Source organism: Pantoea sp. YU22, from assembly GCF_003970755.1.
Classification (GTDB): Bacteria; Pseudomonadota; Gammaproteobacteria; order Enterobacterales; family Enterobacteriaceae; genus Pantoea; species Pantoea piersonii.
The window spans coordinates 203513-225809 of record NZ_RYDU01000007.1 but is presented as its reverse complement, the minus strand read 5'-3'; the positions used below and the strand labels follow the sequence as shown (position 1 = coordinate 225809).

The window sequence follows — 22297 nt, the reverse complement described above, 5'->3', positions numbered from 1 at the left end:
TGCGGTAGTTCAGTCGGTTAGAATACCGGCCTGTCACGCCGGGGGTCGCGGGTTCGAGTCCCGTCCGCACCGCCACCCTCTTTAGGGGCGTAGTTCAATTGGTAGAGCACCGGTCTCCAAAACCGGGTGTTGGGGGTTCGAGTCCCTCCGCCCCTGCCAGAAAAAAGAATCCTTTGCTTCGGCAAAGGATTTTTTTTGCTTTTTATTCAGCCGAAAGATCAAAAAGGCCGAAAATATCAGCCTCTTCTCCATTTTTTCCTGAAACCTTAGCGCGCCAGTACCGGAAACTTAAGCAGCTGTCGAATATGCGCCTGCTGGTCGCTGTTCTGCAGCCATACCGCGTATAAAGGACGCACCGCAACGGGCGTATCAGGGATCACCACCAGATCGCTATACAGGCTATGCCAGTAGTCAGGCAAAAATGCGCAGGCGCCCGTAGTGTAAAGCAGCTCTCGCGTAACGTGCGCAGAGGTCGTCGTTAACACCGGGACGTCGTCGCCACCCGACAGGTAGCTTTCATGCTGATGAAAGTCCGCGCCCCATTCCAGCTTGATGTAATCATACTTTTCTCGCTTCTCTGTTTTGCGCGCACGAAACAGCGCCAGCGAAATATGGCCGATCTGCTGGCTGGTAAGCTCATCCATTTTAGGCGCTTCTGTCGTGACCAGCAGATCCAGCTGTCGTTCGTGCAGCTGCTTGACCAGCAGGTGCCGCTGCGCCACGCGCGCCTCAAGATGCAGGCTCTCACGGTTCTCATAAAGGGTCTGCAGCCACGGCGTCAGATAGGCCTCCCATAGCGACGCGCTGGCGCCTATCGACAGCTCATGATGCTGCTGCGTATGCGAGACCTCTTTCTTGGCCATCATCCATGTGCTCATCAGGCTTTCCGCATAGGGCAGCAGACGTTCTCCTGCCGACGTCAGCCGTATGTTATTGCGATGACGAGTAAAAAGGTTAACGCCCAGCTGATTTTCCAGCTGACGAATGCGAAAGCTGACGGCGGACTGTGTGAGATAAAGTGCTTCTGCAGCACGCCCGAAATGGCGAGTTCTGCTCACTTCCAGGAAAGTTTTAAGTAATTCCGTATCCACAGCTTTCTCCCAAAAAATGTTTGTCGTATAGATTTAAATGTTTTGTTTTACACTCTGTCAAGCCTATCTAATACTCCGCGCCATTAATAGCTCGGCCATAAGAGAATCAGGAGCGTGTAAGATGGCGGAAAGCTTCTCAACCACAAATCGTTTCTTTGATAACAAACATTATCCGCGCGGTTTCTCGCGGCATGGTGATTTCACCATTAAAGAAGCCCAACTGCTGGAACGTCATGGTTTTGCTTTTAATGAACTTGATTTAGCAAAGCGTGAGCCGATTACTGAAGAAGAGCGTCTTTTCTTAGAAGTATGTCGTGGTCTGCGTGAGCCGCAAACCGAAGCTGAGCGAGTATGGTCTAAATATACTGCCCGCATTAAGCGTCCTAAGCGTTTTCATACGCTCTCTGGCGGCAAGCCGCAGATGGATACGGTTGAAGATTACAGCGACAGCGATGACTAAGCGGAATGGGGCAATCAGCCCCATTTTTATTCCAGACTACGATGCAAATGGATCAGTAACCGATCAATAGTGCGATAACCTAGCGCCTCCTGAAGATGAATACGTAAAATCCTCTCTTCACCCGCCAGATCGGCAATCGTACGCGACACCTTTAAAATACGCTGCCACGCCCGCACGGATAAGCCTAACTGATTAAGCACCTCCTCCAGCCACTCAGCATCTTCCCTGGCTATATCACACCACAACCTGATATCGACATTATTCATACGCGCATTGATCTTGCCTGCCCGCGCTATTTGCAATCTACGCGCCTTTAACACGCGTTCGGCGACGCTTGCTGAGCTTTCACCAGCGTCAGGGCGTTTGCTCAGCATCCCATTCGGTAGCAGCGGTACCTCAATCGACAGATCGAAGCGATCGAGAAAAGGGCCGGAGAGCTTACTCAGGTAACGCAGCACCTGTTGCGGCGAGCAGCGGTTATGTTGCCCCTGATAATGTCCGGTCGGGCTGGGATTCATTGCTGCGATGAGCTGAAAGCGTGCCGGATAAGTCACTTTCGCACGGGCGCGGGAAATAGCGATTTCGCCCGACTCAAGGGGTTCCCGCAGCGCGTCCAGCACTCGCCGGTCAAACTCCGGCAGCTCGTCCAGAAACAGCACGCCGTTGTGCGCCAGCGAAATCTCGCCAGGGCGAGGTAACGACCCGCCGCCAGTCAGCGCATAGATCGACGCGCTGTGGTGAGGCGAGCGGAAAGGCCGCTTACGCCACTCTCTCTGTAGCGTAACCTTATTCACCAGACTGGCGATAGCGGCGCACTCCAGCGCTTCTGTGTCGCTGAGTGGCGGCATGATGCCGGGCAGGCGTGTCGCCAGCATGGTTTTGCCGGTGCCGGGAGGACCAATCAACAGCAGGTTGTGTCCGCCAGCCGCCGTAATCTCCAGCGCGCGACGGCCTTGCTCCTGACCAATGATATCGCTCAGGTCTTCAGGCGGCTGTTGAGCGTCATCTTGTTGAGCCTGCGCGCATGCGAGTTCAGCCTGATTTTGCAGATACGCACAGATCTCCAGCAGATGAGCGGCAACCAGCGTATCGCCATGCTCTATCAGACCGACATCTTGCTGATTCTCTGTAGAGAGGATAAGGCGCCGTCCGGCGCGCATCGCTGCCAGCGCGGCCGGAATCGCGCCCTGAACGCCGCAGAGCGCGCCGTTGAGGGCAAGTTCGCCCACGAACTCATGTTGCGACAGTTTCGCTTCAGGAAGCTGTTCAGACGCCACGAGAATAGCGAGCGCCATTGGCAGATCGTAACGTCCGCCCTCTTTAGGCAGATCGGCAGGTGCCAGATTGATGGTGATACGCCTGGCGGGAAAACTGAATCCGCTGTTAATAATGGCGCTGCGTACCCGCTCGCGCGCCTCCTTCACCGTCGTTTCAGGCAAACCGACCAGCGTCAGCGCGGGTAATCCGTTGCTGATATGCGCTTCGATAGTAACCTGCGGCGCTTCTACACCTATCGCCGCTCGGGTAAGAATTCTGGACAATGTCATAACCGCTCCTTAACGCGGCGATTATGGCGCGGCAGAGACAAGGTCACGAGCCGGAATAGTTAACCTGTCGAAAGAGGCCGCAATAAAGCAGAGAGATTCTTGGCCCGCTGCATTTTTTCTGAAGCCGCTTAGCAAATATCACGCTTAACTGTTGCGACACGTTCGTGATGAATATTTATCAATGAAAAAATAACGCTTTAATTACAGTCTGATACCTCATGCCCGTGTCGAGGGGCATAAAAAAAGCTGATGGAAAAAGTTGTCATCTCACCCGTAACTGTGATAACTCTGTAGGCATTACTTCGAACAAACGAAAAAACAGACAACAGATGAAAGCCCTTCTACAAGTGATTAGCCTAGTTGTGATTAGCGTGGTGGTGATTATTAACCCACCGTGCGGGGCTGCGCTTGCAGGAAGAAAGGCTTAGAAATCAAGGCCGGAATTCGAAAAACCCCCGCACCGAAAGGTCCGGGGGTTTTTTTTTGACCGGAGTAAATATCAGCTAATTACCGAGGAGCAAACAATGAGCAGTAGCATAAAATTCTGTTGCTCCCCTAAGGATACAGGAGAATAACCATGACAGGTGCACAGTGGGTAGTTCAGGCTTTACGCGCGCAGGGTGTCGACACAGTATTTGGCTATCCTGGCGGTGCCATCATGCCAGTGTACGATGCGCTCTACGATGGCGGCGTGGAACACCTACTGTGTCGTCATGAGCAAGGCGCGGTGGTCGCGGCGATTGGCTATGCCCGCGCAACCGGCAAAACCGGCGTCTGCATTGCAACATCCGGCCCTGGTGCGACCAATTTAATCACTGGCCTGGCCGATGCGATGATGGATTCAGTGCCGGTAGTCGCGATCACCGGACAGGTCTCTTCGGCGTTTATCGGCACCGACGCCTTTCAGGAGATCGACGTATTAGGTTTGTCACTGGCCTGCACCAAACACAGCTTTCTGGTTGAGTCGCTGGATGATTTGCCTTCCGTCATGGCGGAAGCGTTCGCCATCGCCCAGTCAGGCCGCCCGGGTCCGGTGCTGGTTGATATTCCTAAAGATATTCAAATCGCCAGCGGCGAACTGACGCCGCATCTGCTGCAGGTTGAAGAGCCGGTCTCGCATTCACCGCAGCATATCGAAGAGGCGCGCGTGCTGATGGCGCAGTCGCGCAAGCCAATGCTCTATATCGGCGGCGGCGTTGGGATGGCGCAGGCCGTTCCCGCGCTGCGCGCCATGGCGCAGGAGACCGGCATTCCCATGGTCGCCACGCTGAAAGGTCTCGGCAGCGCCGACAGCGAAAGCGAAGTCTACCTCGGCATGCTGGGTATGCACGGCACCAAGGCCGCGAACCTCGCGGTGCAGTCCTGCGATTTGCTGATTGCCGTCGGCGCGCGTTTTGACGACCGCGTAACCGGCAAGCTCGATACCTTCGCGCCGCACGCCAGCGTTATCCATATCGATATCGACCCGGCCGAGCTGAATAAACTGCGTCGTGCGCACGTCTCGCTGCAGGGCGATCTGAATCAGGTGCTGCCCGCGCTGAGCATGCCGTTGCAGATCGAGGCCTGGCGCGAAGAGGTGAAGGCGATGAAAGCGGCGTTCAGCTGGCCCTACGACCATCCCGGCGAGGCGATCTACGCACCGCTGCTGCTGAAGCAGCTCTCCGATCGCAAGCCGGAAAGTGCCGTTATCACCACTGACGTTGGCCAGCATCAGATGTGGACCGCGCAGCATATGAACTTCAGCGCGCCGGAGAATTTCATCACCTCGAGCGGCCTCGGCACTATGGGTTTCGGCCTGCCGGCTGCGGTAGGTGCCCAGGTCGCCCGCCCCGATGACACCGTGATCTGCGTAACCGGCGACGGCTCCATCATGATGAATATTCAGGAGCTGGGCACCATTAAGCGTAAAAAACTGCCGGTGAAAATCCTGCTGCTGGATAACCAGCGTCTCGGCATGGTGCGCCAGTGGCAACAGCTCTTTTTCGACGGTCGCTATAGCGAAACTATTCTCACCGACAATCCCGATTTTCTGACGCTGGCCAGCGCGTTTGATATCCCTGGCCAGCGTATCAGCCGTAAAGATGAGGTCGATGCCGCACTTGATGCTCTGCTGAACAGCGAAGGTTCTTACTTCCTGCATGTTGCGATTGATGAGCATGAAAACGTCTGGCCACTGGTGCCGCCTGGTGCCAGCAATGCAAACATGATGGAGAAAACCGTATGAACCAGCACCAATTGTCTATCGAAGCTCGCTTTCGCCCTGAAATATTGGAGCGCATTTTACGCGTCGTCCGCCATCGCGGTTTTCAGGTCTGCGCCATGAACATGGGCGCAGTGGCTAACAGCGAGAACATCAATATCGAAATGACCGTTGCCAGTCAGCGCTCCGTCGATTTACTGTCTTCGCAGTTAAGCAAACTGATGGATGTCGCTTGCGTCCAGATCCAACAACATGCAACACAACAAATCCACGCCTGTTCGTGAAAGGAAAATAAGAATGAGTACGAAGAAAGCAGACTTTATTTGGTTCAATGGGGAGATGGTTAAGTGGGAAGACGCTAAGGTCAGCGTTATGTCTCACGCGCTGCACTATGGTACTTCTGTGTTTGAAGGCGTGCGCTGCTACGACTCGCACAAAGGCCCGGTGGTGTTCCGTCACCGTGAACATATGCAGCGTCTGCACGACTCAGCCAAAATTTACCGTTTCCCGCTGAAGTACAGCGTAGAAGAGCTGATGGAAGCGACCCGTAAAGTCCTGCGCGACAATAATCTGAAAAGCGCCTATATCCGTCCGCTGGCCTTTGTCGGCGACGTCGGCCTGGGCGTGAACCCGCCAGACGGCTATACCACCGACGTGATCATCGCCGCCTTCCCGTGGGGCGCATATCTGGGTGCCGAAGCGCTGGAGAACGGCATCAACGCGATGGTCTCCTCGTGGAACCGCGTTGCGCCGAACACCCTGCCGACCGCAGCGAAAGCGGGCGGCAACTATCTCTCTTCTCTGCTGGTGGGTAGCGAAGCGCGTCGTCATGGTTATCAGGAAGGCATCGCGCTGGACACCAACGGCTACATCTCTGAAGGCGCGGGCGAAAACCTGTTTGAAGTGAAAGACGGCATTCTGTTTACCCCGCCGTTTACCTCATCCGCACTGCCGGGCATCACGCGCGACGCCATTATTAAGCTGGCGCAGGATCTGGGTATCGAAGTGCGCGAGCAGGTGCTGTCCCGCGAGTCGCTCTACCTGGCAGACGAGATCTTTATGTCCGGCACCGCCGCGGAGATCACGCCGGTGCGCAGTGTTGACGGTATCCAGGTGGGCGAGGGCAAACGCGGTCCGGTGACCACCCAAATCCAGAAAGCCTTCTTCGGCCTGTTTACTGGCGAAACCGAAGATAAATACGGCTGGCTGGATCAGGTTAACGCATAACAAGACAGTAACGCGGGCGCAGCAGTGCCCGCGTCATTTTTCAGACTGGAGTAAACAGAGCATGCCTAAGTACCGTTCCGCCACTACCACTCACGGCCGCAATATGGCGGGTGCCCGCGCCTTATGGCGCGCGACAGGAATGACCGACGCCGACTTCGGCAAACCGATTATCGCCGTGGTCAACTCATTCACCCAGTTCGTGCCGGGCCATGTCCATCTGCGCGATCTCGGTAAGCTGGTCGCCGAGCAGATCGAAGCGGCGGGCGGCGTGGCTAAAGAGTTCAACACCATTGCGGTGGATGACGGTATCGCCATGGGCCATGGCGGCATGCTCTATTCGCTGCCGTCGCGCGAGCTGATCGCCGACTCAGTGGAATACATGGTTAACGCGCACTGCGCCGACGCCATGGTCTGCATCTCAAACTGCGACAAGATCACGCCGGGAATGCTGATGGCGTCGCTGCGCCTCAATATTCCGGTCATCTTCGTTTCCGGCGGGCCAATGGAAGCGGGGAAAACCAAACTTTCCGATAAAATCATCAAGCTCGATCTGGTCGATGCGATGATTCAGGGCGCGAACCCGAACGTCAGCGATGCCGACAGCGAGCAGATTGAACGTTCCGCCTGCCCAACCTGCGGCTCCTGTTCCGGCATGTTCACCGCCAACTCCATGAACTGCCTGACCGAAGCGCTGGGCCTGTCGCAGCCGGGCAATGGCTCGCTGCTGGCGACCCACGCCGACCGCAAAGATCTCTTTATCAATGCTGGCAAGCGCATCGTTAACCTGACCAAACAGTATTACGAGCAGGACGATGCGCGCGTACTGCCGCGTAATATCGCTAACAAAGCCGCATTCGAAAACGCCATGACACTTGATATCGCCATGGGGGGTTCTACCAATACCGTTCTGCACCTGCTGGCCGCCGCGCAGGAAGGCGACATCGACTTCAATATCTCCGACATCGATCGACTGTCGCGCAAAGTGCCGCATCTGTGCAAAGTCGCACCGAGCACGCAGAAATACCATATGGAAGATGTGCACCGCGCCGGCGGCGTGATCGGCATTCTCGGCGAGCTGGATCGCGCCGGTCTGCTGCATACCGACGTGCGAAACGTGCTGGGCCTGAATCTGCGCGAAACGCTGGACCAGTACGACATCATGCTGACCCAGGACGAGGCGGTGAAAAAAATGTTCCGCGCCGGTCCGGCGGGCATTCGCACAACGCAGGCTTTCTCGCAGGATTGCCGCTGGGATACGCTGGATAACGATCGCCAGGAGGGCTGTATCCGCACGCGCGAACACGCTTTCTCGCAGGATGGTGGCCTGGCGGTGCTCTACGGCAATCTGGCTGAAGATGGCTGCATTGTAAAAACGGCTGGCGTGGATAAAGAAATCCTCACCTTTAAAGGCCCGGCTAAAGTCTACGAAAGCCAGGATGACGCAGTCGAGGCGATCCTCGGCGGCAAAGTGGTCGCGGGCGACGTCGTGGTAATCCGCTACGAGGGGCCGAAAGGCGGGCCGGGCATGCAGGAGATGCTCTATCCGACCACCTATCTGAAATCGATGGGCCTTGGCAAAAGCTGCGCGCTGATCACCGACGGTCGCTTCTCCGGCGGCACCTCTGGCCTGTCGATCGGCCACGCCTCGCCGGAAGCAGCCAGCGGCGGCACGATCGCGCTGGTTAAAGATGGCGACATCATCGAAATCGATATCCCGAACCGCGGTATTAAGCTGGCGGTGCCGGATAACGAACTGCATGCGCGTCGCGAAGAGGAAGAAGCGCGTGGCGATGCGGCCTACACGCCGCACGGTCGCGAGCGTCAGGTTTCATTCGCGCTGCGCGCCTACGCATCCCTCGCCACCAGCGCCGACAAGGGCGCGGTGCGAGACAAGAGTAAGCTGGGAGGCTAACCGATGGCTGAGGCTCAACCGCTACCTGCGTCGCCCGGCGGCGCGGAATATTTGCGCGCAGTGCTGCGCTCGCCCGTGTATGAAGTTGCACAGGTGACGCCGCTGCAAAAAATGGAAAAAATTTCATCGCGTCTCGGCAACACCATTCTGGTGAAGCGCGAGGATCGTCAGCCGGTGCACAGCTTCAAGCTGCGCGGCGCCTACGCGATGATCGCCGGACTGAACGAAGAGCAGAAAGCGCGCGGCGTGGTGACGGCATCGGCCGGCAACCATGCGCAGGGCGTGGCGCTCTCCGCCAGCCGGCTCGGCATTAAATCGCTGATTGTGATGCCGGTGACCACGGCGGACATCAAGGTTGATGCGGTGCGCGCATTTGGCGGTGAGGCTTATCTCTACGGCGCTAATTTCGACGAGGCGAAAGCCAAAGCGATCGAGCTGGCGGAGCAGCAGGGCTACACCTTCGTGCCGCCGTTTGACCATCCGGCGGTAATCGCCGGTCAGGGCACGCTGGCGATGGAGCTGCTGCAGCAGGATGCGCATCTCGATCGCGTTTTCGTGCCGGTGGGCGGCGGCGGACTGGCGGCGGGCGTGGCGGTGCTGATCAAACAGCTGATGCCGCAAATCAAGGTTATCGCGGTGGAATCGCAGGACTCCGCCTGCCTGAAAGCGGCGCTGGAGGCTGGCGAGCCGGTGGATCTGCCGCGCGTCGGGCTGTTTGCCGAAGGCGTGGCGGTTAAGCGCATCGGTGACGAAACCTTCCGCCTGTGTCAGGAGTATCTCGACGACATCATCACCGTCGACAGTGACGCTATCTGCGCGGCGATGAAAGATCTGTTTGAAGATGTGCGCGCGGTCGCGGAGCCTTCAGGCGCGCTGGCGCTGGCGGGCATGAAGAAATATATCCAGCAGCACGGCATCAAAGGTGAACGTCTGGCCCATATTCTTTCGGGCGCCAACGTTAACTTCCACGGCCTGCGCTATGTTTCCGAGCGCTGCGAGCTGGGCGAGCAGCGTGAAGCGCTGCTGGCGGTCACCATCCCCGAACAACAGGGCAGCTTCCTGAAGTTCTGCCAGACGCTGGGCGGTCGTGCGGTCACCGAGTTCAACTACCGCTACGCCGATGCCGATAACGCCTGCATCTTCGTCGGCGTGCGCTTAACGCGCGGGTTAGAGGAGCGCAGCGAGATTATCAGCCAGCTGACGCAGGGCGGTTATCAGGTAATGGATCTCTCTGACGACGAGATGGCGAAGCTGCATGTTCGCTATATGGTGGGCGGACGTCCGTCGAAGCCGCTGCGCGAACGCCTCTACAGCTTTGAATTCCCGGAAGCGCCCGGCGCGCTGCTGAAGTTCCTGCAAACGCTCGGCACGCACTGGAATATTTCGCTGTTCCACTATCGCAGTCACGGCACCGATTATGGCCGCGTGCTGGCGGCCTTTGAAATCGGCGACAATGAACCGCGCTTTGAATCGCATCTGACCGAGCTGGGTTACGAATGCCACGATGAGGCCAATAACCCGGCGTTCCGTTTCTTCCTCGCCGGTCAGTAATTACAGCAGGTGCCAGAAGGCATGAATCAGCGGCTCCCCGAGCCGCTTTTTTTGTACGCATACGCCCAGCTCCAGCGGCGCCACCGACTCCACATTCTCCAGCGTCAGCACGCGATTGCGCACCGGTTCCGGGCTGTTCTCCAGCACCACGTCCGGCAGCAGCGCGATGCCGCAGCCGAGCGCCACCATCGAGACAATCGCTTCATGCCCGGAGACCGTGGCGTAAATCTGGGGATTCGGGATGCGGCGGCGGCGAAACCAGAGATCGATGCCGCGCCGCGCAGGCCCTTGATCGGGCAGGATAAAAGGGATTTTCGCCCAGTCGGGCGATTCCTGCGTCGCCTGGCTGCGCACCGGACAGGGTAGCGCCGGGGCGATTAAGACCAGCGGGATCAGGCCCAGCGGCGTAAAATCGATGCTGGCAGGTAGCGACTCAGGACGCCCGGCGATGGCCAGATCCGCCTCGCCGGACTGCACCATTTCAATGGCGTCCGCAGCGTCGCCGGTCGTCAGCTTGATCTCCACCTGCGGATGCTCGGCGCGAAAGCGATCCAGAATCGGCGGCAGATGGCTGTAGGCGGCCGTTACCGAACAGAACAGGCGGAGTTCGCCGCTCAGCGACGGACCGTTGAGATCCATCACGTGGCGCAGCTGCTGATACTGCAGCAGGGTCTGCTGCGCGAACTGGCGCAGACGTTCGCCCGCTTCGGTCAGGGTAACGGTGCGGTTATCGCGCAGAAACAGCGCATGCCCTACATCCTCTTCGAGACGCTGGATCTGGCGCGACAGCGTTGACGGACTGACATGCATAGCGCGCGCAGTACGGCCAAAGTGGCAGCTTTCGGCCAGATGAAGAAACAGCTTCAGATCGCGTAAATCCATACGGCTTAACCTCTCGCGTAGCGTTGCAAATCCTGCAATGTGGCCTTGCTAATATATCAATTTAAGCAACAGATTTCCTGTCATATGATGGGGTCATTCGCGGCGCTGCAGTCAGCAGCCGCTACCAGACAAAAACAAACACAACATCTGACCGGAGTGCCCATGGCTAACTACTTCAACACACTGAATCTGCGCAACCAGTTAGCGCAGTTAGGCAAATGTCGCTTTATGGCGCGCGATGAATTCGCCGACGGCGCCAGCTTCCTGAAAGGGAAAAAAGTGGTCATCGTGGGCTGTGGCGCACAGGGTCTTAACCAGGGCCTGAACATGCGCGATTCCGGTCTGGACGTCTCCTATGCGCTGCGTGCCGAAGCGATCGCCGAGAAGCGCGCTTCCTGGCGCAAGGCTACCGAGAACGGTTTTAAAGTGGGCACCTATGAAGAGCTGATCCCGCAGGCCGATCTGGTGGTTAACCTGACGCCAGACAAACAGCACTCAGCTGTAGTGCAGGCCGTACAGCCGCTGATGAAAGAGGGCGCGGCGCTGGGCTACTCGCACGGCTTTAATATCGTTGAAGTGGGCGAAACCATTCGTAAAGACATTACCGTCGTGATGGTCGCGCCGAAATGTCCGGGCACCGAAGTGCGTGAAGAGTACAAGCGCGGTTTCGGCGTACCGACCCTGATCGCCGTACATCCGGAAAACGATCCGAAAGGCGAAGGCATGGCGATTGCCAAAGCCTGGGCGGCAGCAACCGGCGGCGACCGCGCGGGCGTGCTGGAATCCTCTTTCGTCGCGGAAGTGAAGTCTGACCTGATGGGCGAACAGACTATTCTGTGCGGCATGCTGCAGGCCGGTTCGCTGCTCTGCTTCGACAAGCTGGTGGCGGAAGGAAACGACCCGGCTTACACCGAAAAACTGATTCAGTTCGGCTGGGAAACCATCACCGAATCGCTGAAGTTCGGCGGCATTACGCTGATGATGGATCGCCTTTCTAACCCGGCAAAACTGCGCGCTTACGCGCTGTCAGAGCAGCTGAAAGAGATTATGGCGCCGCTGTTCCAGAAGCATATGGACGATATCATCTCCGGCGAGTTCTCATCCGGCATGATGGCTGACTGGGCCAACGACGACAAAAACCTGCTGACCTGGCGTGAAGAGACCGGCAAAACCGCGTTTGAAACCGCGCCGCAGTTCGAAGGCAAAATCGAAGAGCAGGAGTACTACGATAAAGGCGTTCTGATGGTGGCGATGGTCAAAGCGGGCGTTGAGCTGGCGTTTGAAACCATGGTCGACGCGGGCATTATCGAAGAATCTGCTTACTATGAATCGCTGCATGAGCTGCCGCTGATCGCCAACACCATTGCGCGTAAGCGTCTGTATGAAATGAACGTGGTTATCTCCGATACCGCAGAGTACGGCAACTATCTCTTCTCCTTCGCTGCGGTGCCGCTGCTGAAAGAGTTTATGACTACGCTGCAGCCGGGCGATCTGGGCAAAGCGATCGAAGGCACGCAGGTTGATAACGCGCAGCTGCGTGACGTTAACGAAGCGATTCGTCAGCATCCGATCGAAGCGGTGGGCCGTAAACTGCGTGGCTACATGACCGACATGAAGCGTATCGCGGTTGCGGGCTAATTCACGCCTCCCACACTTTTCAGCACAGAAAAACCCCGGCTTGCCGGGGTTTTTCACATCAGGCGTTTATGCCTTTCATGCCCTCTTCTGAATAGCGCTCGCCTTGCACCTGAATGTGCTGGCGGAGATCATTCAGCAGCCTGACGTCTGCCTCGTCCAGCACCACCTCCGCCGCCATGGCATTTTCGACCAGGTACTGGATGTGTTTAGTGCCCGGGATCGGCACCAGTTTGTCGTACTGCGCCAGCAGCCAGGCGAGCGCAATCTGGCCTGGCGTGCAGCGGTACTTCTCCGCCAGCGGGCGCACGGCGTTCAGCAAGGCGGCATTGTGATCGAGACTGGCCTGCTGGAAGCGCGCACTGTTTTTGCGGAAGTCTCCCTCCGCGAAATCGCTGTTGCGGAGATATTTGCCGGTCAGGAAACCGCGGCCCAGCGGCGAATAGGCGACCAGCCCGATATCAAGCGCTTTAGCCGCTGGCAGGATCTCCTCCTCAATATCGCGCGTCCACAGCGAATACTCCGTCTGCAGGGCGGTGACGGGATGAACGGCGTGCGCGCGGCGTAAGGTTGCGGCTGAGACTTCACACAGCCCGATATGCTCTATTTTTCCCTCTTTCACCAGGCGGCTCAGGCAGGCCATGCTCTCTTCGATGGGCGTATCCTGACTTATGCGGTGAAGATAAAAGAGATCGATACGCTCAACGCCAAGCCGCTTAAGGGAGTCGTGGCAGCAACGCGTAATATAGTCAGGCCGGTTGTTGATGGTGCGGCTATAAGCCTCATCGGGCGCGCGTTCAATGCCGCATTTGGTGGCGATCTTAAACCTGTTTCGCGTGGCGCTATCCAGCCCGGCCAGAAAACGCCCTGTGAGCTTTTCATTGTGTCCGCGACCATACTGGTCCGCCGTATCAATAAAGGTCTGATCCAGTTCAACGAGTTTATGCAAAAGCTGCAGCGACTGCGTGTCATCCGTAGTGCCATAGAATTCACTGAGCCCCATCGCGCCATAGCCGATAGCGCTGACCTCAAAATCTTTTGCTAAATAACGTCTTTTCATAATCCCTCCTGTTGTCCTGACCTGATTCTTTCACCAGGCGCAGCAGCAGGGAATTGCCCTTTTTGTGATGCGGAAAAGGTATCAGCAAGGCGGGGAGGGATCGCGGGCGCCCAGGATGTCCAGCGCCTGCAGAAGCGGTAAACGCTCGTCAGAACGGCGCGTCGCGGCATAGATATCGATATTCAACTGCTGCGCCTGATCCTCGGACAGCGTCCGGTAGCACAACCCTTCCTGGCTAAAAGCGCATTTTGACTGAGGCAGCAGGGCGAATCCCTTACCACGGGCGATATGCGCCAGCATCGTCAGCGAATCCTCCGGCTCTTTGACCTTTTTTAGCGGCGTTTTCAGCGTAGCGAAAACTTTTTCACACTTATCGTAGAAGGCGGGGTTGGCGCTTCTGGAAAACCAGAACAGCGGCAGGTCGCTGACGTCATTCAGCGAGACGTTTTCCTGCTGGCTGGCGGGATGCGTTGCCGGCAGGGCGATAGACAGCGGCTCGCGGCAGAGCCAGCGATAGTGGACGCTCTCCTGCTGATATGCGCCTTTTTCTCCAGTCAGCACGATATCCAGCGTATTTTGCGTCAGGCACTGCAGCAGCTGGGCTGAGGAGAGATCGGGAGAGTCGATCTCATCGTCGATATCCAGCTGCGTCAGCCGCGCTCCGACAGGCTGTATGCGCGTAAAGTCCAGCGTTCGGGTGAGCCCGATACGCAGACGATCCTGATGGAAAAGGGGGTCGGCATTAAGAGCGTTAAGCGCCTCAAGAATCTTCTCCGCTCTGACAACCAGCGCGCGTCCAGCTTCAGTCAGGCTGACCGCATGGGTGCTGCGGCTGAACAGCTGCTGGTGGAGCAGAGACTCCAGGCTCTTAATCTGGCGCGTCAGCGGCGGCTGGGTCATGCTGAGGCGTTCGGCGGCCCGGCGAAAGTTAAGCTCATGCGCGACGGCCAAAAAACACTGAAGTTGTTTAACGCTGGGAAGGTTGCTGCTGATCAGGTGAGCTGTCGTCGCCATGGTTCGTGTCCTGCATACCGAAGTCACAGGCACTATAACATGACGATAAACCCGGCCTGAGCCGGGTTTATCTGTTTGTCTTACACCGCTTCGTAGAGCGTCTGATGGCGCGTCTCTTTACAGGCGATCAGCGCAATCAGCGTCAGCGCCGCCATCGCCGCCAGGTAATAGCCTACCGCCTGCAAACCGTAGCTGGCGTTCAGCCAGGTGGCAATATAGGGCGCAACGGAGGCGCCGAGAATCGACGACAGGTTATAGGAGAAAGAGGCGCCGGTATAACGCACCTCGGTCGGAAACAGCTCCGGCAGCAGCGCGCCCATCGGGCCAAAGGTCAGCCCCATCACGCTCAGGCCGAGCAGCAGGAAGGCCATCACCAGCGCCTGCGATCCGGAACCCAGCATCGACGGGAAAAGGAAGGCGAAGGCGATAATCATCAGCGTAATGGTGATCATGGTTTTACGGCGGCCAAAGCGATCCGCCAGCAGACCGGCGATAGGCACCATCACGCCGAAGCCGATAACCGCCACCATCAGCATCCACAGGAAGCTGTTGCGCGAGAAGCCGAGACCCGCAGGCGCAGGCGCAGTGCCGTAGCTCATCGAGTAGACCGTCATAATGTAGAACAGCGTATAGGTCGCCAGCATGATAAAGGTGCCGAGGATGGTCGCCTTCATATGCTGGCCAAGCAGCGTGCCGATTGGGATGCGCACCTGTTTTTTCTCTTTCTGCACCTTCGCAAATACCGGGCTTTCATGCAGCGAGACGCGCACATAGAGACCGATAATGACCAGCACCGCCGAGAGGATAAAGGGTACGCGCCAGCCCCACTGCATAAACTGCTCGTCGGTCAGCAGCCAGGAGAGCAGCAGAAAGGTGCCGTTGGCAAAGAAGAAGCCGATCGGCGCGCCAAGCTGCGGGAAGGAGCCATAGAGTGCGCGCTTTTTCGCCGGCGCGTTTTCTGTCGCCAGCAGCGCCGCGCCGCCCCATTCACCGCCAAGGCCGAGACCCTGACCAAAACGCGCCAGCGCCAGCAGCAGCGGCGCCGCGACGCCAATCGACTGGTAGCCCGGCAACAGGCCGATGATCACAGTGGAGACGCCCATGGTCAGCAGCGAAGCTACCAGCGTCGCCTTACGGCCTACACGGTCGCCGAAGTGGCCAAAAAGGGCGGAGCCGATCGGGCGCGCCACAAAGGCGATGGCAAAGGTCGCCAGCGACTGTAGCGTCGCCACGGTGTTATCACCCTGCGGGAAGAAAATATGTGGGAAAACAATTACCGCCGCCGTGGCGTAGATATAAAAATCGAAGAATTCAATGGCCGTACCGACCAGCGAGGCCACCACAACTTTGCCGCGCGAATTCACTGGCGTATCGTCTTGTGACTTTTTCAGAGGTTCTGTGATGGAGGCTTGCATAACTGTTTCTTAATTGTAAATAGAGACCAGGAATATTACGCACCTGTCATGCTGCATTCAACGATGATAAACCGCGCCAGAACGGGCTTTTTCGGCGAAAAAGTGAATAATTTGTGTCGAAATGGAATGCGTGGATTAAGGCAGGGAGAAGCCCGCCTTTTGCAGCGGGAATCTCTATAAAACGGGTAAATAAAAGTGACCCTTCAGCTATTCATCCTGCTGGTTGCATAATAAATAGCCGAAGGGGAAAATTTTCCGCTGATGTTAACGTTTTGTCACACCTGGCGATGCGAGCCGCGACCCGCTTCCGGCAGTTGCGGATCGTCCTTATATTTAGCAGTGGCGATCCAGGCGGCGCAGAAGAGCGTCAAACGGGCAAAAAAGTAGAAAAACGCCATCAGACCGAGCACGGAACCAAAGGCCGCGCCGGAGGGCGACGAGGCCAGCTTCGGCAGCGTCATCGTCATAATAAACTTGATTAACTCAAAGCCGATCGCTGCCAGCAGCGTGCCGCGAAACAGCGCTTTTTTACGCGGCTTATGGCGGGGCAATATCCAGAAAATCCACAGGAACAGAAGATAGTTCGCCAGAATTGAAATCGTCAGCGCTATCGCTGTCATTGCCGGACGCAGCCACTCGATATCCGCCAGACCCAGCGCGTTAACGATCGCCGTCTGCGCCGCCCCGGCGATAGAGGTCAGTGACAGGGTGATCACCAGCGCCAGCATCAGGCCGATCAGCGAGATCAGGTCACGCAGATATTTTTTCCAGAACTTCTCCTGATCGTCCGGCTTACGCTCCCAGACATCGCGCGACTGAGCGCGCACCGCTTCGCGCAGGTTGCCCATCCAGTTAATGCCGGAGTAGAGCGCCAGCAGCAGCCCGGTGATGCCGACGGTCGCGCGCTGCTGGATCGCCGTATTCACCGTATTCTTCAGGGTGGTGGCGAGCGTAGGATCGCTGATGCTGCTAACGATCTTGTTGATCAGCTGCGACAGCAGATCCTGGTTTGACGCCAGCACGAAACCCACCGCGGCAAAAGAGACCATCAGGATCGGGATAAGCGACAAGAAAGAGAAGTAGGTAATGGCCGCGCCAAACTGGCTGCCCAGACGATCGTTAAAGCGCTCCAGCGCGCGAATAAAGTGCGCCACCGCCGGAATGGCCTGAAACCAGGCGGCAAAGCGCGATACGCGCCGAATCGACCCGTCAACGGTTTTATTGCCGGTCTGAATATCGATCAGCGGTTTAGGTTGTTCGGGGTTAGTCGGGTTTTCCTGTTTGTCCGTCATAGACAGTTATCATCCTGCTTAACTTGAAAAGGCAATTATAGCCGCTCAGGTGACATACTCCTGTAGTACCTGACTCAGCCATTCCATAAACACGCGCACGCGACGCGCCACATTGCGCCGGTGAGGGTAGAGCAGCGAAATCGGCATCGGCTTCGCCGGGAAAGCGTGCAGCACCTCCACCAGCTGGCCAGACTCCAGCAGCGGATAGATGCCCATCGCTGGCACCTGAATAATGCCCAGCCCGGCCAGGCAGGCGGCGCGATAGGTTTCGGTGCTGTTGACCGTCACGACGCCGCCGGTCTGCACGTAATGGCACTGTTTGCCGTCGAAATACTCAAAGCCGGGCGAAGGCTGGCCGAGCTGCTGCGTGTAGTGCACCATGGCGTGCGACGACAGCTCCTCCAGCCGCGTCGGCATGCCGAAGCGGGAAAGGTAGCCAGGGCTGGCGCAGTTGATCAAGGTATAGGTGCCGATTTTCCGCGCAATCAGGCCGGAATCCTTTAACTCGCCGACGCGTATAACGCAGTCAAAGCCTTCACGAATGACATCCACCATGCGGTCGCTGCTGCTGAGCTCAATTTCTACGCCGGGGTAGTGCTGTAAAAACTCCGGCAGGCGCGGCAGGATAAAGCCTGTCGCCATCGCGACAGACATATCAACGCGCAGCTTGCCGCTCAGCGTAGCGGGATCGTGCTGGAACAGGCTATCCATATCGTCGATCATCGACAGCAGATCGAGACAGCGGTCGTAGTAGACCAGCCCGTCCTGCGTAAGCTGTACGCGGCGCGTGGTACGATGCAGCAGCCGCGTCCCCATCTGATTTTCCAGCGCCTGCAGCTGGCGCGACACGCTACCTTTGGGCAGGCCTAAACTCTCCGCCGCGCGGGTAAAACTGCCCATCTCCGCAACCCGCACAAAAACCTGCATTGCGTGAATTTTGTCCATGTTGTTCACCGATTGTTGTTGTAAGTGAAACAGTGCTGCGTATTCCCAAGCGTTTATAGATCAATTATTCGGGAATATCCTGATTTGGTGTTCAATTTTGCAACAGGATCGAAACATGACTCATAAAATTGCATTGATTACTGGCGCGAACCGCGGTTTAGGCAAGAATGCGGCGTTAAAACTGGCTGCAAAGGGCGTCGATATTCTTTTTACCTGGCGCAGCCATGGTGAAGAAGCTGAGACGCTGGTGAAAGAGATCGAGGCGCTCGGCAGCCGCGCGGTCGCGCTAAAGCTGGATGTCGGCGACAGCCGCCAGTTCGACGGCTTTGTCGTGCAGGTCAAAGAGGCGCTGAAAAACAGCTGGCAGCGGGAGCGCTTTGATTACTTAGTCAACAATGCCGGACATGGTCACTATAAGCTATTTAGCGAGACCACAGAGGAGGAGTTCGACGCGCTGGTTAACGTTCATTTTAAAGGCCCCTATTTCCTGACGCAGAAGCTGCTGCCGCTGATCAACGACGGCGGACGGATACTGAATATCTCCAGCGGCCTGACGCGCATGACCTATCCCGGCTCCGGCACCTACGCCGCCATGAAGGGCGCGATGGAAGTGCTGACGCGTTATCAGGCGAAAGAGCTGGGCGAACGTCGCATTCGCGTCAATATCCTGGCGCCGGGTGCCATTGAGACTGATTTCGGCGGCGGTCGCGTGCGCGATAACAAGGAAATCAACGATACCATCGCGGCCTTTACCGCGCTGGGGCGTGTAGGCCAGCCGGATGATATCGGCGACGCTATCAGCGCCATCCTCAGCGACGAAACTGGCTGGATCACGGCGCAGCGCATTGAAGCGTCAGGCGGTCAGGCGCTATAGGTACTGCTTGCAGGCGCGCGGTTGCCCCGCGCGACTTTGCAATCGAGTGGCGGTACCGGACCTGCAGCGTTGAGGCTACAGCGCGATGGTGCCGTCAATTACCGTAACGGTCTTTCCGCCGATCCAGATCGTGTCGCCCTCGTAGCGCACCGCTACGCGGCCCGCGCGCTGAATCGCCGTCCCCTGACGCGCCCGGTAATCTCGCCTCTGCCCCTGGGCGGCAAAATAGCGCGCCAGGCAGGCATTGGCGCTGCCGGTAATGGGATCTTCCGTCAGGCTGCCGTTCTCCACCAGCAGGCCGCGTACCTCGTACTGCTCGCTCTCGCCGTGCGGCAGCGGGCCGAACGGCATAACGCCGTTGGCGCCTGCATGAGTGATAAGACGCTGTAAATCACTGACGGCGGGCTGAATCGCCAGCACCGCGTCGGCGCTAATCATCGGGATCAGCAACCAGCGGATGCCCATATCGACAACGACGGGCGTTTGCGTGGTATCGAACAGTTCACAGTTCAGCGCATTGCCCATTAACGCGTCGGTGAAGGACGTAATGCTCGCCTCGGGCGCGGCAAACGCCAGCATACCGTCGGCGGCGATGCTGACCGTCACGTTGCCGACGCCGCACTCCTGCACGATTTCACCCGGGTTTTTCGTCGGCCAGCCCGCTTCGAGCAGCGCGTGCGCCGTACCCAGCGTAGGATGACCGGCAAACGGCAGCTCGCCTTCAACGGTAAAGATGCGTACGCGATAGTCAGCCTGCGGATGCTGCGGCGGCAGTACAAAGGTGGTCTCTGATAAATTGGTCCAGCGGGCAATAGCCAGCAGCTGGTCGTCGCTCAGTCCCTGCGCATCCATAATCACTGCCAGCGGGTTGCCGTTAAAGGCTGACGAGGTAAAGACATCTACTTGCTTAAACGCGACGTTCATTGCTGCTCCTTTCTCAACAGGGCATTTCCATGCCCGAGATTTGCGTTTATTGCCTGACAGGGTTATCAATATGTTAACAATTCCTGCAGGAGACCGTTATGCTGAAAATCCTTGGGCGCGACTCGTCAATCAACGTGCGTAAAGTGCTCTGGCTTTGTGACGAGCTGGATCTCGACTATGAGCACGAGGAGTGGGGCGCAGACCCTGACTCGCTGCGTAAACCGGAATTTCTCGCCCTTAACCCTAACGCCCTGATCCCTGTACTCATTGATGACGACTTCGTCATGTGGGAGTCAAACGCCATCCTGCGCTACCTGGCTAATGCCTATGAAGGCGACTGGCTCTATCCGCAAAATCCGCGCGCCCGCGCGCCGGTCGATCAGTGGATGGACTGGCAGTCCACTGAACTCAATACCTCGTGGCGCTACGCTTTTATGTCGCTGGTGCGCAATTCGCCCGCCCATCAGGATCCGCGCCTGCTGGCGGCGGCCTGCAAAGGGTGGGCGCACACTATGGGCATTCTCAACCAGCAGCTGGAGAAAACCGGGCGCTATGTCGCAGGCCGCAACTTTACCCTGGCAGATATCGGCGTCGGGCTGGCGGTAAACCGCTGGTATGAAACCCCACTGGATCATCCCAGCCTGCCTGCGGTGCGTAACTACTATGAGCGCCTTACCGAACGCCACCCTTACACGGTCTGGGGACGCAACGGCAAACCCTGATCGATCCCAGGCGCCACTCCCGCCAGCTCACAGGCGACAGCGCCGGTGCGCTTCAGCGCCCAGGTATAGCGATCGTCAAAGGGGTAACAGCAGGAGAGGCGCAGCGCATGATTATAGCGCTCGCTTAGCGAATAGAGCGCGCCGGGCGTAACGCAGATCTGCTCCTGCAGCAGGCGGTGAAACATCGCCACGGTATCAACCTTTTCCGGCAGTTCGACCCAAAAAACAAACCCGCCGCGCGGCAGCGTCGCGCGCGTTCCCTGCGGAAAATGGCGAGCGATCAGGCCGCGCGCCTCATCCATATTGGCGGCATAGCGGCGACGCAGCGTGCGCAGGTGATGATCATACCCGCCGTTGGCGAGAAATTCCGCCAGGGTCTCCGACAGCAGCCGGGATTCCGCCATGGAGGAGACCGCTTTCAGACGCGCAATCGCCTCATGGAAACGGCCTGCCGCGATCCAGCCGATACGAAAGTCAGGCGCGACGGTTTTGGTAAAGCTGGTGCAGTAGATCACCCAGCCTTCGCTATCGAATGACTTTACGGCAGGCGAGAGCGGCCAGTCGAACTGGAGTTCGTCATATAACCCATCTTCCAGCAGAGGAACGTTGTAAGTGTTAACTAACTTCGCCAGCCGCTGTTTGTTCTGTCGCGACATGCAGCAGCCCAGCGGATTTTGCGCGCTCGGCATAGCGATTAGCGCCTGAATGCGCTTCTCCTGCAGCAGCATCTCCAGCGCGTCGAGCGAAAGCCCGTGCTGCGGATCGGTAGGAATCTCCAGCGCCTTCAGCCCCAGCGACGCCAGCAGCGGAAAAAGGAAGAAGTAGGTCGGCGACTCCAGCCCAACGCAGTCGCCTGGCTGCGTTACCGCGCGCAGCGCCAGCTGTAGCGCCTCCATACAGCCGTGGGTCAGGGTGATCTCTTCGCTGGTCAGCGACACGCCCGCATGCAGCGCGCGGCGCGCTATCTCCTCCCGTAAGCGCTCACTACCAGGTGGAAGCGCATAGCGACCGATCAAATCGGGGCTGCGCCGCAGCAGCGAAGCGGTAATGCGGCTCAGACGCGCCGAGGGATAAAGTTCGCCATCCTGCGGGCAGGCCAGCGAAATATTGACGTAATCGGGATGATTCTGCGCGGCGAATACCTGATCGATCAGGTCGAGCTTTTCGCTGCTCGGATCTTTAATGCGCGCGCGGTGTGCTACAGGTCGCGTCAGGGCGGGCAGTACGCTGCGCACATAGTAGCCGGACTGGGGACGCGCCTCGATCAGGCCGCGGTCTTCCAGCAGCTGCCAGGCGTTCAGTACGGTATTGATGCTGATTTGATGAGTCTGTGCCACCCGGCGAATAGCGGGCAGGCGTTTGCCAGGCTTCAGCGTGCCCTGATGGATCGCCTCGGCGAAACTGTCGGCAAGCTGATAGTAGAGTGGCTGATCGGCAGAGAAAGCAAGGGACACAAAAGCCTCCGCGAGTCATGGGTACAATAGGTAAAATTCTAAACTGTAACCATGACAATAGTGATTTTGTGTCTCTGTTACCAATCCTTTTC

20 protein-coding genes and 1 tRNA gene are annotated in these 22297 nt (G+C 57.7%); 11 read left to right on the top strand and 10 right to left on the bottom strand.

All coding sequences use genetic code 11. The annotated features are described in order from the left end of the window. Positions 1 to 83: 83 nt before the first annotated feature. Positions 84 to 159 (top strand) — tRNA-Trp (locus EKL29_RS12795). Positions 160 to 266: 107 nt separating this feature from the next. On the opposite strand, the gene hdfR is transcribed toward EKL29_RS12795, so the two are convergent. Then, on the bottom strand, positions 267 to 1091 hold the full coding sequence (gene hdfR / locus EKL29_RS12790) for an HTH-type transcriptional regulator HdfR (RefSeq protein WP_120457013.1): 825 nt from the start codon (positions 1089 to 1091) through the stop codon (positions 267 to 269). A 121-nt stretch (positions 1092 to 1212) separates the two neighbouring features. Between hdfR and EKL29_RS12785 the strand changes: the two genes are divergently transcribed. Continuing rightward, positions 1213 to 1551 (top strand): DUF413 domain-containing protein, encoded by a 339-nt coding sequence (locus tag EKL29_RS12785; protein WP_120457015.1) that lies wholly within the window; start codon positions 1213 to 1215, stop codon positions 1549 to 1551. A 26-nt stretch (positions 1552 to 1577) separates the two neighbouring features. Here EKL29_RS12785 and EKL29_RS12780 read toward each other — a convergent pair whose 3' ends face one another. Beyond that, on the bottom strand, positions 1578 to 3098 hold the full coding sequence (locus EKL29_RS12780) for a YifB family Mg chelatase-like AAA ATPase (protein WP_126689870.1): 1521 nt from the start codon (positions 3096 to 3098) through the stop codon (positions 1578 to 1580). 329 nt (positions 3099 to 3427) lie between these two features. On the opposite strand from EKL29_RS12780, the gene ilvL reads away from it, so the two are divergent. From ilvL to ilvA, 6 genes are all read left to right on the top strand, one after another. Further along, positions 3428 to 3526 (top strand): ilv operon leader peptide, encoded by a 99-nt coding sequence (ilvL, locus tag EKL29_RS12775; protein WP_120457371.1) that lies wholly within the window; start codon positions 3428 to 3430, stop codon positions 3524 to 3526. A gap of 149 nt (positions 3527 to 3675) precedes the next feature. Then, positions 3676 to 5322: an acetolactate synthase 2 catalytic subunit gene (ilvG, locus tag EKL29_RS12770; RefSeq protein ID WP_126689869.1), complete on the top strand. Its 1647-nt coding sequence runs from the start codon at positions 3676 to 3678 to the stop codon at positions 5320 to 5322. Beyond that, a complete protein-coding gene (gene ilvM, locus EKL29_RS12765; protein WP_120457021.1) occupies positions 5319 to 5582 on the top strand; it encodes an acetolactate synthase 2 small subunit in 264 nt (87 codons plus the stop codon). The genes ilvG and ilvM overlap by 4 nt, the downstream gene beginning before the upstream one ends. A 13-nt stretch (positions 5583 to 5595) precedes the next feature. Continuing rightward, positions 5596 to 6525 carry a branched-chain amino acid transaminase gene (locus EKL29_RS12760; RefSeq protein WP_120457023.1) on the top strand — a complete coding sequence of 310 codons (930 nt, stop codon included), beginning with the start codon at positions 5596 to 5598 and terminating at the stop codon, positions 6523 to 6525. Positions 6526 to 6586: 61 nt separating this feature from the next. Further along, positions 6587 to 8437 (top strand): dihydroxy-acid dehydratase, encoded by a 1851-nt coding sequence (gene ilvD / locus EKL29_RS12755; protein ID WP_120457025.1) that lies wholly within the window; start codon positions 6587 to 6589, stop codon positions 8435 to 8437. Between the two features lie 3 nt (positions 8438 to 8440). After that, the gene (ilvA, locus tag EKL29_RS12750) at positions 8441 to 9988 is read left to right on the top strand and encodes a threonine ammonia-lyase, biosynthetic (protein ID WP_120457026.1); all 1548 of its coding nucleotides are present in this window, start codon (positions 8441 to 8443) and stop codon (positions 9986 to 9988) included. Here ilvA and ilvY read toward each other — a convergent pair whose 3' ends face one another. Then, positions 9989 to 10870 carry an HTH-type transcriptional activator IlvY gene (gene ilvY, locus EKL29_RS12745; protein WP_126689868.1) on the bottom strand — a complete coding sequence of 294 codons (882 nt, stop codon included), beginning with the start codon at positions 10868 to 10870 and terminating at the stop codon, positions 9989 to 9991. It abuts the gene before it with no gap. Between the two features lie 162 nt (positions 10871 to 11032). On the opposite strand from ilvY, the gene ilvC reads away from it, so the two are divergent. Then, the gene (gene ilvC / locus EKL29_RS12740) at positions 11033 to 12508 is read left to right on the top strand and encodes a ketol-acid reductoisomerase (RefSeq protein ID WP_120457030.1); all 1476 of its coding nucleotides are present in this window, start codon (positions 11033 to 11035) and stop codon (positions 12506 to 12508) included. 58 nt (positions 12509 to 12566) lie between these two features. Here ilvC and EKL29_RS12735 read toward each other — a convergent pair whose 3' ends face one another. The 5 genes from EKL29_RS12735 to EKL29_RS12715 form a co-directional block, all read right to left on the bottom strand. Next, on the bottom strand, positions 12567 to 13565 hold the full coding sequence (locus EKL29_RS12735; protein WP_126689867.1) for an aldo/keto reductase: 999 nt from the start codon (positions 13563 to 13565) through the stop codon (positions 12567 to 12569). Positions 13566 to 13646: 81 nt separating this feature from the next. After that, positions 13647 to 14579: a LysR family transcriptional regulator gene (locus EKL29_RS12730; RefSeq protein ID WP_126689866.1), complete on the bottom strand. Its 933-nt coding sequence runs from the start codon at positions 14577 to 14579 to the stop codon at positions 13647 to 13649. Positions 14580 to 14659: 80 nt separating this feature from the next. Continuing rightward, positions 14660 to 15994, bottom strand: a complete 1335-nt coding sequence (locus tag EKL29_RS12725; RefSeq protein ID WP_120457036.1) for an MFS transporter — start codon at positions 15992 to 15994, stop codon at positions 14660 to 14662. 275 nt (positions 15995 to 16269) lie between these two features. Next, positions 16270 to 17286: an inner membrane protein YhjD gene (yhjD, locus tag EKL29_RS12720; protein WP_120457038.1), complete on the bottom strand. Its 1017-nt coding sequence runs from the start codon at positions 17284 to 17286 to the stop codon at positions 16270 to 16272. Between the two features lie 45 nt (positions 17287 to 17331). Next, a complete protein-coding gene (locus EKL29_RS12715) occupies positions 17332 to 18231 on the bottom strand; it encodes a LysR family transcriptional regulator (protein ID WP_033753486.1) in 900 nt (299 codons plus the stop codon). A gap of 115 nt (positions 18232 to 18346) precedes the next feature. Here EKL29_RS12715 and EKL29_RS12710 point away from each other — a divergent pair, with 115 nt between their 5' ends. Then, the gene (locus tag EKL29_RS12710) at positions 18347 to 19105 is read left to right on the top strand and encodes an SDR family NAD(P)-dependent oxidoreductase (protein WP_126689865.1); all 759 of its coding nucleotides are present in this window, start codon (positions 18347 to 18349) and stop codon (positions 19103 to 19105) included. A gap of 75 nt (positions 19106 to 19180) precedes the next feature. Here the strand turns inward: EKL29_RS12710 and EKL29_RS12705 are convergent, their stop codons facing one another. Continuing rightward, entirely contained in the window at positions 19181 to 20029 is an 849-nt protein-coding gene (locus EKL29_RS12705) for a PhzF family phenazine biosynthesis protein (protein WP_126689864.1), read from the bottom strand. A gap of 98 nt (positions 20030 to 20127) precedes the next feature. On the opposite strand from EKL29_RS12705, the gene EKL29_RS12700 reads away from it, so the two are divergent. Then, complete coding sequence (locus tag EKL29_RS12700; RefSeq protein WP_126689863.1) at positions 20128 to 20751, top strand: glutathione S-transferase family protein; 624 nt, start codon at positions 20128 to 20130, stop codon at positions 20749 to 20751. Here EKL29_RS12700 and EKL29_RS12695 read toward each other — a convergent pair. Next, entirely contained in the window at positions 20718 to 22205 is a 1488-nt protein-coding gene (locus EKL29_RS12695; RefSeq protein ID WP_126689862.1) for a PLP-dependent aminotransferase family protein, read from the bottom strand. The genes EKL29_RS12700 and EKL29_RS12695 overlap by 34 nt on opposite strands. Positions 22206 to 22297 lie beyond the last annotated feature (92 nt).